The organism is Enterococcus eurekensis (assembly GCF_042654605.1).
Classification (GTDB): Bacteria; Bacillota; Bacilli; order Lactobacillales; family Enterococcaceae; genus Enterococcus_I; species Enterococcus_I eurekensis.
In genome coordinates this window covers 12,716-25,102 of sequence record NZ_JBHSGT010000056.1, presented here as the reverse complement: position 1 = coordinate 25,102, position 12,387 = coordinate 12,716, and the positions used below count along the sequence as shown (strand labels likewise).

At 34.7% G+C, this 12,387-nt stretch carries 14 protein-coding genes; 1 reads left to right on the top strand and 13 read right to left on the bottom strand.

Features of this window, described 5'->3' with window-relative positions; translation table 11 throughout:
* Nucleotides 1–29: 29 nt before the first annotated feature.
* The 7 genes from ACFO3L_RS09125 to ACFO3L_RS09095 all read right to left on the bottom strand — a co-directional run bounded on the left by ACFO3L_RS09125 (nucleotide 30) and on the right by ACFO3L_RS09095 (nucleotide 7,296).
* Entirely contained in the window at nucleotides 30–2,141 is a 2,112-nt protein-coding gene (locus ACFO3L_RS09125) for a peptidoglycan D,D-transpeptidase FtsI family protein (RefSeq protein ID WP_379966335.1), read from the bottom strand.
* A 289-nt stretch (nucleotides 2,142–2,430) separates the two neighbouring features.
* Entirely contained in the window at nucleotides 2,431–3,477 is a 1,047-nt protein-coding gene (locus ACFO3L_RS09120; protein WP_379966332.1) for an LCP family glycopolymer transferase, read from the bottom strand.
* 130 nt (nucleotides 3,478–3,607) lie between these two features.
* On the bottom strand, nucleotides 3,608–4,417 hold the full coding sequence (locus tag ACFO3L_RS09115; protein WP_379966329.1) for an ABC transporter permease: 810 nt from the start codon (nucleotides 4,415–4,417) through the stop codon (nucleotides 3,608–3,610).
* Between the two features lie 54 nt (nucleotides 4,418–4,471).
* Entirely contained in the window at nucleotides 4,472–5,530 is a 1,059-nt protein-coding gene (locus tag ACFO3L_RS09110; RefSeq protein WP_379966507.1) for an ABC transporter ATP-binding protein, read from the bottom strand.
* Between the two features lie 114 nt (nucleotides 5,531–5,644).
* The gene (gene tagD, locus ACFO3L_RS09105; RefSeq protein ID WP_379966326.1) at nucleotides 5,645–6,055 is read right to left on the bottom strand and encodes a glycerol-3-phosphate cytidylyltransferase; all 411 of its coding nucleotides are present in this window, start codon (nucleotides 6,053–6,055) and stop codon (nucleotides 5,645–5,647) included.
* Between the two features lie 121 nt (nucleotides 6,056–6,176).
* The gene (locus ACFO3L_RS09100) at nucleotides 6,177–6,785 is read right to left on the bottom strand and encodes a superoxide dismutase (RefSeq protein ID WP_379966323.1); all 609 of its coding nucleotides are present in this window, start codon (nucleotides 6,783–6,785) and stop codon (nucleotides 6,177–6,179) included.
* Between the two features lie 76 nt (nucleotides 6,786–6,861).
* Nucleotides 6,862–7,296 (bottom strand): GtrA family protein, encoded by a 435-nt coding sequence (locus tag ACFO3L_RS09095; RefSeq protein WP_379966320.1) that lies wholly within the window; start codon nucleotides 7,294–7,296, stop codon nucleotides 6,862–6,864.
* A gap of 73 nt (nucleotides 7,297–7,369) precedes the next feature.
* Between ACFO3L_RS09095 and ACFO3L_RS09090 the strand changes: the two genes are divergently transcribed.
* Complete coding sequence (locus ACFO3L_RS09090) at nucleotides 7,370–8,173, top strand: DUF1189 domain-containing protein (protein WP_379966317.1); 804 nt, start codon at nucleotides 7,370–7,372, stop codon at nucleotides 8,171–8,173.
* 75 nt (nucleotides 8,174–8,248) lie between these two features.
* On the opposite strand, the gene ACFO3L_RS09085 is transcribed toward ACFO3L_RS09090, so the two are convergent.
* From ACFO3L_RS09085 to greA, 6 genes are all read right to left on the bottom strand, one after another.
* Complete coding sequence (locus ACFO3L_RS09085) at nucleotides 8,249–8,545, bottom strand: HesB/YadR/YfhF family protein (protein WP_379966314.1); 297 nt, start codon at nucleotides 8,543–8,545, stop codon at nucleotides 8,249–8,251.
* A 31-nt stretch (nucleotides 8,546–8,576) separates the two neighbouring features.
* On the bottom strand, nucleotides 8,577–9,242 hold the full coding sequence (locus ACFO3L_RS09080) for a potassium channel family protein (RefSeq protein ID WP_379966311.1): 666 nt from the start codon (nucleotides 9,240–9,242) through the stop codon (nucleotides 8,577–8,579).
* Between the two features lie 22 nt (nucleotides 9,243–9,264).
* Entirely contained in the window at nucleotides 9,265–9,894 is a 630-nt protein-coding gene (locus tag ACFO3L_RS09075) for a response regulator transcription factor (RefSeq protein ID WP_379966308.1), read from the bottom strand.
* A complete protein-coding gene (locus ACFO3L_RS09070; RefSeq protein ID WP_379966305.1) occupies nucleotides 9,894–10,967 on the bottom strand; it encodes a sensor histidine kinase in 1,074 nt (357 codons plus the stop codon). Before ACFO3L_RS09070 ends, ACFO3L_RS09075 begins: the two co-directional genes overlap by 1 nt.
* Nucleotides 10,964–11,695, bottom strand: a complete 732-nt coding sequence (liaF, locus tag ACFO3L_RS09065; protein ID WP_379966302.1) for a cell wall-active antibiotics response protein LiaF — start codon at nucleotides 11,693–11,695, stop codon at nucleotides 10,964–10,966. The genes ACFO3L_RS09070 and liaF overlap by 4 nt, the downstream gene beginning before the upstream one ends.
* Before the next feature lie 134 nt (nucleotides 11,696–11,829).
* On the bottom strand, nucleotides 11,830–12,303 hold the full coding sequence (greA, locus tag ACFO3L_RS09060) for a transcription elongation factor GreA (protein WP_379966299.1): 474 nt from the start codon (nucleotides 12,301–12,303) through the stop codon (nucleotides 11,830–11,832).
* Nucleotides 12,304–12,387: the final 84 nt, after the last annotated feature.

The following is a 12,387-nucleotide window of genomic DNA, read 5'->3' as shown; positions in this document are numbered from 1 at the left end:
CCTCCTAATATCCTAACAACTTTCGTACACTAATTAGTCATAAACATTTCATAGTATGTATCCATAATTTGTCTGGTGACCTCTATATGAGCAGGCGCACGATTAAGACCATTTAATTGTGGCATTACAACCGCCACGGCAACTTCGGGGTCAGAAGCTGGACCATAAGCCACTACATTAGAATTTTCTACCTCATACTTTTTACCATCTTCATACACATCCACCTCTGCTGTACCAGTTTTAGCCGCAATTTCCATCTTACTATTTCGTAAACGAGTTCCTGTCGTATACGGATTTGTTCCTGTAACAACATCACGGAAACCTTGTTGAATAATCGCTAATTCTTCCGCCGATAGATCGACTTTGTTTAAAGCTTTCGGTTCAGTCACTTGTTTGGATTTACCTAGACCCCCATCTTCACTATTTCCATAAATACCTTTAACTAAATGAGGCTGTAAACGCACGCCATCGTTGGCAATCGTCGCAACATACTGCGCTAATTGCAGTGGTGTATATGTATCAAACTGACCAAATGATAAATCGAGGATTTTACCACCATCGTTATTAGCACCCGATAAATATTTTACCGGTGTTTGAATGCCTGTTTCTTCATCTGGTAAATCGATTCCTGTTTTAGTTCCCATTCCGTATTGAGCCATCGCACTTCGTAATTGTTCGTAGGCTTTTGCTTGTTCTGGTAAACTAGGGACTGAAATCTTATTCCCATGATATTGAATACCTAACAATTTTAAAGCGATTTGAATCATATACGAGTTTGAAGAAACTTCTAACGCTTGTCTCGCCGATAGATTTTGATTATTTGACCCAGTTGGGTTGAAAATTGACGCTTTTGGATTTGCTCCTTCTAAATAAATCGGTTGATCATAAATAACTTCATTACCTGATACGACCCCACTTTGCCAGCCAGCCGTCAACGTTCCAGCTTTAACTACCGATCCAGGGACAAAGGACTTTTTGTAAACACCAATGGTATCTTCTTGTAACTCTTTTGAATGAATTTCATGGTAGTAACCAGACATCGCTAATACGCCACCTGTTTTAGTATCTAACACAACAACATAGGCTCCTGGTGAAAAAGTGGCAAAGTTACTATCGATTAATTGTTGATACTCTTTTTTTAAGATAGCATCGACTTTATGTTGAAATTCTGAATGAATGGTTAGGACTAAATTATCGCCTTTTTCTCCAGCGAAAGTTTCTTTTTGGTTTTGAATTTGTCCTTCATGATTGATTGTAATCTCACGTTGCGATTTAGTTCCTTGTAAAACTTCTTCATATTGTTTTTCTAAAAAACTAGTTCCCACCCGGTCGTTTCGAGCATAACCTTTTGATAAGTATTCATCCGTTAGCTCTGCTGGCAGTCCTTGCTGTTCTGTCGAAACTTTTCCAATAACACTACGTATCGAGTCGTTCTCAGCTAACACTTCTCGTGACCAGTCGGTTCCAGTAGAAATTCCTGCAATCTCTTTACTATGTTCGGAAACAATTGCTAATTCTTCATTCGTAACATTTTTGTTTTTCACAAAAACCGTTGTCAACTCTTGTGCACTATTTAATTTTTTAAAAATAGTCGCGACTTTTAGTTGCTCTTCATTAAAGGTTATTTCCTCAGGTGTCACAGAATCAACTAACGCTTGATATTCATTTTCTATTGCTTCTTTTGGAAGTCTCTTACGTGCTTTTTCTAAATTATCCTTATTTGCTAACCACGTGTCCTTTAAATCGCGTTCAGTTAGTTTCTCATCTATTTCAATTTCAATTAATTGAACAAGCTTTTGAGCAACTGATAATAATTCATCTGCCATCACATTTAAGCCTCTCGTATAGGTAATCGCTGGATTTGCATGATTTTGAACAAGTGCTTTGCCCGCACTATCATAAATCATCCCACGTGGTGTACTTGTTTCCACTTTACGTACAGAAGAAGCTTCAATTTTTTCCTGAAGACTATCGCCATTAATAATTTGTAAATAACCTAATTGTATAATTAATGCTACAAATAACGTAAATACAATGAAAAATAGAAGGTTTAATCGAAAAGGAATATGTGACTTCTGTTTATTTTTTTTATGGTTTTCTTCTGGCATTCCATCTGAAAAGAGTTTTTTTAGTTTTTGCATGTGACTAATCCCTTCCTTGCATTCTATCTAATCATTCTACCAAAAATTGCGTGTGATTGGCACCCTTTAACTAAAATTTAACCATCACACTCGATGTTTCACAAGATCATTTCACCATAAATCAAGCAGAATAATATAATTGATTTAATAGGTTTTACCCCATATAAAATCATTTAATCGCGTGAAACTTTATATCCTAACCTTTTTTGTGGATAAATAAAAAAAGAGACACACCTTGAAAGATGTGTCCTTCTTTTGATTTTATAAATATCAAATCATCTCGCGACCATTATTGTTCATAAAATGATTCTGCAGAATTTTCTTGACTACTATAATCACGGTCATCGTAAAATTGATTACCAATAAAACCATTGATTGAATATTGAAATTGTGGATCAATTTCTAATTCTTCGTTAGTTGGTAAGCCCAATTGCTCTTTTAAAAGATTTTGAACTTTCAATAATTCATTTACACCTAATATCTGGTAATAGATACCGTTGATTTGTTCGCCTTGACCTTCCAATTGTGCTTGCTCGATATTTTCAAACGCAGGATAGTAATTGGTCACAATATTAAGCATTTGATCCCAAACTAAATCCGTTCGAGAATTCTTTTCAACTGCTTTTAAGATTTTTTGATAATTACTCACACTATCTAAACTAATTAACTTATCGACGATTTTTGCAATAACCTCTCTTTGACGACGTTGGCGACCTATATCACCTTCTGGATCGTCTTTACGCATTCTTGCATAAGCCAAACCTGTTTTGCCATCTAAAGTGATTTTTCCAGCTGGTACGTGGACCTTCTCGAGAGTAAAATCAATTTTATTATCTACTTCAATCCCGCCTACCGCATCAATTAAATCGCGTAAACCTTGCATATTCATCATAACATAATGGTCAATTGGTACATCGACTAGCTTTTCTACCACATCCATCGCTAATTCAACATCTCCATAGGCATAAGCATGATTTAACTTATCGAACGTCACACCATCAAGCATATCTGATAAAATATCGCGATCTAAACTCACAATTGTCGTTTGTTCTTCTGCAGGATTAACTGTCACCACCATCATACTATCTGAGCGACCATGATCTTTTCTACCAAGTGCACCTGTGTCTACTCCTAGTAATAAGATAGAAAATGGATCTTTATCACCAAAATTGACTGCGACTTCACGTTTTTTAGTTGTTCGGTTAACTTGCTGACTAATCGTGTCAACCGCCTTATTCGCATCTCCTAAGACTTTCATTCCATAACCAGTGACTGCTGCTACCATAATGACTAGCACACCTAAAATAGATACGATAACTTTTTGATATGTACGCATGTGACACCCCTCTAACTTCTAACATAACTACAAGAATTTTCCCATAACTTAATCTTTGAAACAATCTTTTTTTTCATTTGTTAGCAGATTGTAACAAAAAATTAAAAAAACAGACTTAGGGCCTGTTTTCTTAAACATAATCTACAAATTTCGCTCTAAACTTCATATGGAGATGCGTACCTAGAATCACTAATATCATTACCATTCCCCAAAAAATCAGGCCATAAGTAGTTTTTTCCCAAAACCATGCACGATTTAAGAATGTATCACGAAAACCTTCAATAATATAATAGACAGGATTGATTCTTAAAATTTTTACAAGCCATTCTGGTAAATTACGATTTTGAATGTCCCAAATTGGTCCAGAAACATAAAATAGCAAGCGTAAAACAGATTGTAAAAAGATATGATAATCCCTAACTAAAACAGTTAATGTTGCATTTAAAATTCCAAATGAAAATAAGAATGCTATCATACAAACAAAATAATAAAGATACTGTATCCAATAAAACGAAATGCTTCCTCCAAAACCAATTACTGTAAAGACCACAATAACGAGCATTGGAAAATAAGACGATAAATTACTCACGATGTTTATCGTGGGCAGCACGCTCACTGGAAATTTCATTTTGGCGACCATTCCGACTTGACGATGGATACTGTTTGACGCTCCTAAAATAGAAGAACTGATATAAAACCAAGCAGTAATCCCTATAAGCATCCAGACGATAAATGGTACACCTGAAATTTTATTTCCTTGATTGACGCCTATTCCAAAAACAAGATAATAAATACCTACTTGGATTGCTGGATTTAAGATTTGCCAAGCTAGACCAAGATAATGGCTTTGATATGTCGCTTTGTCTTCGTATCGAGACATCCGAAAAATCATTCCTAAATTTTGGAACTGCTCTTTAAGAATTATAAAAATTTCTTTCACAAAATAACTTCCTTTACAAATAAATTCTTTCCGTATTCCTTTACGAATACAAGATTATCTAAAAACATCAACAATTGTTTCAATTGGCTTTTCAACTGCATGGCTTAAAGATCGACCACTAAAAGAAACCAATGTGAAGAAGGTCGTCGCTACGATGACACCAGTCAATAAAATGCGCGTTGGAAGTGTCATTTTTTCACCTAAAGGAGTGCGTTCTAAATTTTTATTCAATTCTTTTGAAGTTAGTCCTTGTTGCTGCACAATCGGATCATTCTTTGTTTTTTCAGCTAAATCACTCAATGTAAACTCTTTTTGTGCATTTTTATAGTTATCTTGATATTCTTTTTGTTCATTCTTCGGTTTCTTTTTAAACTCTTTGATAAACGCTTTATATTCAGCCATTACTTCCTTAGTTGGTCCGAACATACGCATATCACCATAATGCATCCAAATTGTTTTATCGCACAACGATTCAACTTGAGCTAAAGAATGACTAACAAAGAAAATAGTTTTTCCTTGCTGCTTAAATTCCATAATTTTATCAACACATTTTTGATAAAAAGTTTCATCACCGACCGATAATGCCTCATCAATAACCAAAATATCTGGATCATTATGTACGGCAATCGCAAAACCCAAGCGTGACCTCATACCACTAGAGTAGCTTTTTACCGGTTGGTTAATAAAGTCGCCTAAATCTGCAAAAGCGATAATCTCTTCCATTTTCTCATCAATTTGTTTATTCGTCATTCCAGACATTAATGCTTTTAAGCGAATATTTTCCTTACCCGTTAACTGCCATTTCAAGCCCGCACCAATGGCGATGATAGATGTATCTCCATTAACCTCCATCGTTCCTGAAGTAGCTGGAATAATTCCACTAATGACATTTGATAAGGTTGACTTTCCAGATCCGTTAATACCTATTACTCCAACAGATTCGCCAGCATACACATCAAAACTAACACCTTTCAAAGCCCAGAAGCGCGGAATGCCTTTATGGGTAAATTTAAATAACGCTTTAATTTTATCCGATTTTTTCTTATACAAGTCATATTCTTTTGTGACCAGTGTACTTCTTACTTTTATTTCATCATTCTTCAAGTTAATCATCCATTCTAAAAATTCAATCAAACGAATATTCAAGCTATATCATATCATATCTTCTAGCTTCGAGAAATCTTTTATAACAAATCTAAAACAAAAATAAAGGAGTGGACACCAATCCTACCCCTTTATTTTTCCAGATTCTAAATCTTTTTTTATTTGACTTGTTGAAATTTCGGGTGTTCTGGCAAGATAAATCACTTCAGCATCCGTTTCTTCTTGAATAAAATCAAATTTTCCTGACCAATCATCTCCCATTACAAATGTATCGATATGATAACTTTTGACATCAGAAACTTTTTGATCCCAATTTTCTTCAGGAATTACAAGATCGACATAACGAATTGCCTCTAATAATTGTTTACGTTTTTCATAAGAAAAATAACATTTCTTTTGTTTTTCGTTCCAATTGAACTCATCTGTTGATAAAACAACAATCAGATAATCACCTTGCTCTTTCGCACGACGAAGCAAATTTATGTGACCATAATGTAATAGATCGAATGTGCCATAAGTAATTACTCGTTTCATTTTCTTACCTCATTTTCATTTAACTATTCTCACACCCTTCACGATATCAAAAATAAAATTAAATAGCAACAAAAAAATAGCTTATCGCCCTAGTCAGGACGACAAGCTATTGAATCTTTTATTATTTCGCAGCTACAAAAATGTCATTTGCTTTGTTCCAGTCAACTAAATTCCAGAACGCATCTACGTAATCTGGGCGTACATTTCTATAGTTTAAATAGTACGCATGTTCCCAAACATCTAAACCAATAATAGGTGTTGCACCATCCATTAATGGAGAGTCTTGGTTCGCAGTTGAAGTAATTTCCAATTTACCATCTTTTAAAACTAACCAAGCCCAACCAGAACCAAAACGAGTTGTAGCTGCAGCTTTTAATAATGCTTTAAATTCAGTAAAGTTTCCGAAAGTTTCATCAATCGCTGCTTTTAATTCACCAACCGGTTCGCCACCAGCATTTGGTGCCATGATATTCCAGAAGAATGTATGATTTGCATGACCGCCGCCGTTATTACGCACAGCTGTACGGATATCTTCAGGGATTGCATCCATATCTGAAATTAATTCTTCAATTGTTTTTTCACCTAATTCAGGGTGTTTTTCAATTGCTGCATTTAAATTTGTAACATAAGTATTGTGATGTTTCTCGTGGTGTAAATGCATTGTTTCAGTATCAATATGTGGCTCTAAAGCATCGTATCCATAAGGTAATTTTGGTAATTGATAAGTCATAAAAAATTCCTCCTAAAATATTTGTATTTACAACTCTTAGATTATCAAAGATATCTTAATTCATCAATTCATATGCTTAGTTTTTAAAAATAAGCCATTTACTAAATAAAAAATTAGCCACCACCACAATAACCTGCGTTATTAATTTTGCATAAAAATCTTTCCAGTTTAAAAATTCAATCAATAATAGCATTGACAGCATATCGATCACAAAAGATAACCCGCGATAAAAAACGAATTTAATCAGTTCAAAGCTAACAGCTGTGATTCCGCTAACATTTGAATCAAAAACCCATCTTCGATTCGTTAAATAGGCAAATAAAACCGAAAAAATCCAGGCAAAGCTATTTGCTAAAAGCATATCCATCTCTAAAAAAGATTTTAAAAAAAAATAAACACCAAAGTTAACTAGTGTCGTCAACACGCCAAAAACTAAATATAAAATTATTTCTTTATTTGTCAACAATCGTAATATTCGCATCATTCTTACTCTTTTCTCTAATATTTCCACTTGAATTCCTTGTCTTCTTTGGTAGTGTCCGTTAAAATGAAAGATATTACGTAAACCACTGAGGAGCTCAATTATGTCATACATTCAATTAGTTAAATCATCATTTCGGCAATTTGATCAATTAAAAGCCGCCAAAAATTTGGCATTAGGAAAAATAGCGGGACACTTAATCCTATTAAGCTTAATCTTTGCCATCCCGATTTCCATCCAAGTGTTAAATTTATTTTCATCTATCCAATTAGATGGAAAAGAAATCGCAAAAAAAATTCCCGACTTCACCATTCAAAATGATCAATTGACACTAGAAAAACCACAAGAAGGCTTTATTTACCAGACTGATTCCATTATTTTTACTTTTGATCCTGAAGGAAAGCGAGACCCTGAGGCAATCTCAAGTGACTTAGTTGGTAATTTTTTAAGTGTTGGATTATTAAAAGACCAAGTAATCTTATCATTCCCTGCTACAGAAAATGTTACTACAATACTAGGATCCAATCAACTAAAAATCCCATATACAAACCCACAAATCCAGCAACTGACTGGTGAAAAACTACGTGATAGTATTAATCAAAACCATTTGCCTTGGTGGTTATTGCCTCTGATTTTCTTAGTAGCCCTTTATCCCTCATTTATTACGATTGGTTTTTCCTTATTGCTAACCACACTATTTGCTAATTTATTCGGTCGTTTTCGTGGATTGCGCCAAACATTTCTAGAAAACTTTAAGATTGTTGTCATGGCTAGTACGATGCCGGTGCTGATTGCCGTACTTGTTAATACCCTCGTTCCAAATTTTGCTACGGATACTTTCTTAATGATTGGTAGTTTGTTTATTTTTAATCTCGCGACAAGAATGCCGTCAAAACAACCCAAATAATTCAAAAAGCCGACAGATCCATCTTAAACAAGATGGATCTGTCGGCTTTTCAATACGTTTGGCTCTTTAAATCCCTTATTTTTCTTCTGAAAAATGATAAGCAGGTTCTTTCAATTTATCATCATATGCTACGTCCATATCATAGCCTTTGAAAAACCATTCATCGCTTTCTTCAACAAAGAATAACACGCCATCAATCGTTGTTTGATACAATGGATATTCTGGGACATCAACAGACATTCCTACTGAAAACCCATCATGGACTTGAGTGCTCCCATAAACTTTACCAAAAAAACGAATGCCTTGTTTACCCTCTAAAGCAATTTCTTGTTTAAACCATCCTAAAACTTCTGGAGTCACTGTAATCTTCATCTTTCCAACACCTCATATCAAATTTAAATCATTACTTATTGATTTTCTCATCAAGCATATCGACATCACTTGCAGTTCCGATAACCAGTAAATTATCATACTCTCTGACTACTTCAGCTGCCTCTGGTGAAACAACAACTTTGCCTGAACCTCGACGGATTGCAACAACAGTCAATCCATATTTTTGACGAAAATTTAAATCAATCAACGTCCGATTAAAGAATTTTGGATTTGTCACACGAATCTCCGCTAAGGTAAACTCATCGGACAACTCAATGAATTCTAAAATGTTTTTCGAGACCAAGTTATGTGCAATTCGAACACCCATATCTCTTTCAGGATGGACAACTTTATCTGCACCAATTTTTTCTAACACCCGTGCATGGTATTCATTTTGTGCCTTAGCTAAAATATTTGGGACACCCATTTCTTTTAGCATCAATGTTACTAAAATACTAGCCTGAATGTCTTCACCTATCGCAACAATTACATGGTCAAAGTTTCGAATACCTAACGATCGTAATGTCATCTCATCTTGAGCATTTCCGACAACTGCATGTGTAGCAATATTCATATATTCATTTACTCGATCCTCATTACTATCAATAACTAAGACTTCTTGTCCTGATTCTACTAAAGAACGACAAATACTACCACCGAAACGACCTAGACCAATGATTGCATAGTTTTGTTTCATTTTTGCAAACTCCCCTCAATTCTTACCTAATTAAATGATGTTTAAAAGCATAAATAGCTGCTTGTGTTCGATCTTCGACTTCCAATTTCGCCAAAATATTCGATACGTGTGTTTTAACCGTTTTTAAGGTGATAAAAAGTAAGTCCGCTATTTCTTGGTTGCTCCGACCTTCTGCAATTAATAATAACACTTCTTGTTCTCTCTTTGTTAAATCTTCATGCAATTCTTTAGGTGGATGGGCTAAATGCTGAACCATTTTAGTCGTTACCTCTGGTTCAATTACACGCTCACCACGTTTGGTCGAGCGAATCGCATCGGCAATTTCTCTGGCAGTTGACGTTTTTAATAAATAGCCACTAGCTCCCGCTTGAATGGCTGGATAAACTTTTTCATCATCAATGAAACTTGTTACAATTAAAATTTTTGCTTCTGGCCAATCACTTAGGATTTTTGTTGTCGATTCAATTCCATCCATCACTTCCATCACTAAATCCATTAGAATAACATCTGGCCTTAGTTCTAATGCTTTATTATAGCCGACTAGGCCATTTTCAGCTTCTCCAACGACCTCAATATCCTCTTGAATTGATAAATATGATGAGACCCCCAAACGAACCATCTCGTGATCATCAACTAACAATACTTTAATCATTAATTATCCCCTCCTAATAGCGGTATTTTTATTTCTATACTCGTCCCCTGATTCGAAAAACTAATAATTTTTAGAGTGCCACCTAAACTTGCAACTCGTTCACGGATATTCATCAGGCCATAACTACCAGCCTTATTTTTTTGTTGTTCGACATCAAAACCAATACCATCATCCACAATTCGTAGTAAAATCGATTGATCGACTTTATTCAAATACACTTCCAGCTCTGATGCTTTAGCATGTCGTAATGTATTCGATAGTAGTTCTTGAATCATCCGAAACAGTTGATCTTCAGTGGCTATAGGCATAGCAACTTCTTCCAATTCCCATTTTAACACAATATTCACTTTTGTTTTTAATTCTAGCAATAATTGCTTGATACCTTCTGGCAAAGTTTTACCTTCTAAAGTTACCGGTCTTAAGTGAAGCAATAATGCCCGCATTTCAGACTGGGCTGCATTAACGATATCAGCAATCATCTGAAGTTGTTTTTGATACCTCGTTGGTTGTTCCTCTTCCATTTCGTTTAACGTTGCTAAAAGCATCATTGCCGCAAATAATTGCTGTGAAACTGAATCGTGTAGCTCTCTTGCTAGCCGATGTCGCTCTGCTTCCAGAATTTCTTCTTTCGAAACACCATCAATTAAATGTGGACGACTACTGACTGTTTGTAATTCGGATAAAACTTCCTTTAATTTCATCTTAATCATATAAATATCATTATCCATCTCAAACAATGTCTGATTGGTCGGTGAATAAGGCATTGCTTGCTCCAAAATTGGATTATCAAAATTTCCACCTGCTAACAAACGTAATTTTTCCTCTATGGGCGCTAAGAGTCTCGTTTGATAAAAAGACAGTAAAACAAAAATAATCAAGCCAGCAATCACCGATAAAACAAATAAGTAAAAAATTAATGGTAACCAAAAAATCTTGATTTGAAATAACTGTATAATATGTTTATTATCACCTGGCGTGAACCAATAAGAAGACGTTGAGACAAGAAGTAACAATAGAAAAGTTGACAAGCCACTATACAAAGCGATAAATACCTTAGGACTTTGCTTCATCATACTTCAATCACCTCAATGTCTCCAACAATGGTATTTGAAATAATCTTTATTTTTCGGGTAGTTTGCTGATAATCTTTACTATAAAGAGATAGGCGCTCATTCCACAACTCAATCTTCTCTTCCTTAAAAATAACTTTTCCTGCAAAGATACTGCAATCGAGATGAATCCCAATCCCAGAAGGAACTAAAATACGCGTTCGTCCAATCCCTTTACGAATAACGATGATATTTTGACCTTTAGGTAAGATTGTATTACCTAAGTCAATAATCGTGTCACCACTTGCAACAAGCAAATTCATATTATCCCATTCATAAATATGGTTCCCTATTCGTTGATTGCCAAAGAGTGTTTGTTTTTTTATTTGGCCACTATGATCAATGGAGTCCGTTCCCTCAACGATTACCATTTCTTTCTTTAGGTGAAACTTTGTTTTTTTCAAAGAAAGGCCAGATATCTCCAGACCTTTTAATCCAATAAATAAAACGGCAAAAATCAACATAAACCAAACGGCAGGTAAGTTCAAAATACTAAAACAAAAAATCATGAAACCTAATAGAAAAGGACCATTTGACCATTTTCTTGTTTTTTTACTTTTTTGTCCTAAAAACATTAATGCTGCGCCAAAAGCACTCAACAAAAGTACTGGGAAATTTTGAATGAGTTGCCACAATACAAGGATGGCAATTAAGCTTTCAACAATTAGAAAAAAACGCCATGGTTTATTCATGTAATTATCTCCTTCTTCACTTTATCTAGCCTATTGTATCAATTATTCTTTTTTTTTCATCCACCTTAAGACTGAAAAACATAAAAAAATAGGAATTGTCTGAAAGACCGATTCCTATTTCACCTAATTTAAGCTTAACCTACACGAACAATTTTAACTAGCATGTCGCCACCAGGTGTCGAGATTGAAACCTCATCACCAATTTTTTTACCAATCAAAGCGCTGGCGATTGGTGAATCATTTGAAATTTTACCAGCAAATGGATCAGCTTCTGCACTTCCGACAATTGTATATTCTTCTTCCTCACCATCTGGTAATTCCATAAAGACAACTGTTTTACCAATTGAAACTTCATCTTGGTTGACATTATTATTATCAATAATTTGTGCAAAACGAATCATATTTTCTAATGTTGTAATTCGCCCTTCAACAAATGCTTGCTCGTCCTTTGCTGATTCATATTCAGAGTTCTCTGATAAATCACCAAAACTACGTGCGACTTTAATTCGCTCAATAATTTCTCCGCGTTTAACCGTTTTTAACTCTTCTAATTCTTGCTCTAATTTTAGTTTACCTTCTTCAGTCATTGGATATACTTTTTCTACCATAATGCTATCTCCTTTTGTTTCAATTACTCTTTATTTTCTTTTCTTTAAAAGATAATGGTAACCTTTTGCTTGAGTCCACAAAAG

What these genes read in the sequence shown, in the direction of transcription:
- ACFO3L_RS09125 (WP_379966335.1), bottom strand. Translation starts at nt 2,141, where the DNA reads ATGCAAAAACTAAAAAAACTCTTTTCAGATGGAATGCCAGAAGAAAAC.
- ACFO3L_RS09120 (WP_379966332.1), bottom strand. Translation starts at nt 3,477, where the DNA reads ATGCGTACATATCAAAAAGTTATCGTATCTATTTTAGGTGTGCTAGTC.
- ACFO3L_RS09110 (WP_379966507.1), bottom strand. Translation starts at nt 5,530, where the DNA reads ATGATTAACTTGAAGAATGATGAAATAAAAGTAAGAAGTACACTGGTC.
- tagD (WP_379966326.1), bottom strand. Translation starts at nt 6,055, where the DNA reads ATGAAACGAGTAATTACTTATGGCACATTCGATCTATTACATTATGGT.
- ACFO3L_RS09100 (WP_379966323.1), bottom strand. Translation starts at nt 6,785, where the DNA reads ATGACTTATCAATTACCAAAATTACCTTATGGATACGATGCTTTAGAG.
- ACFO3L_RS09090 (WP_379966317.1), top strand. Translation starts at nt 7,370, where the DNA reads ATGTCATACATTCAATTAGTTAAATCATCATTTCGGCAATTTGATCAA.
- ACFO3L_RS09085 (WP_379966314.1), bottom strand. Translation starts at nt 8,545, where the DNA reads ATGAAGATTACAGTGACTCCAGAAGTTTTAGGATGGTTTAAACAAGAA.
- ACFO3L_RS09080 (WP_379966311.1), bottom strand. Translation starts at nt 9,242, where the DNA reads ATGAAACAAAACTATGCAATCATTGGTCTAGGTCGTTTCGGTGGTAGT.
- ACFO3L_RS09075 (WP_379966308.1), bottom strand. Translation starts at nt 9,894, where the DNA reads ATGATTAAAGTATTGTTAGTTGATGATCACGAGATGGTTCGTTTGGGG.
- ACFO3L_RS09070 (WP_379966305.1), bottom strand. Translation starts at nt 10,967, where the DNA reads ATGATGAAGCAAAGTCCTAAGGTATTTATCGCTTTGTATAGTGGCTTG.
- liaF (WP_379966302.1), bottom strand. Translation starts at nt 11,695, where the DNA reads ATGAATAAACCATGGCGTTTTTTTCTAATTGTTGAAAGCTTAATTGCC.
- greA (WP_379966299.1), bottom strand. Translation starts at nt 12,303, where the DNA reads ATGGTAGAAAAAGTATATCCAATGACTGAAGAAGGTAAACTAAAATTA.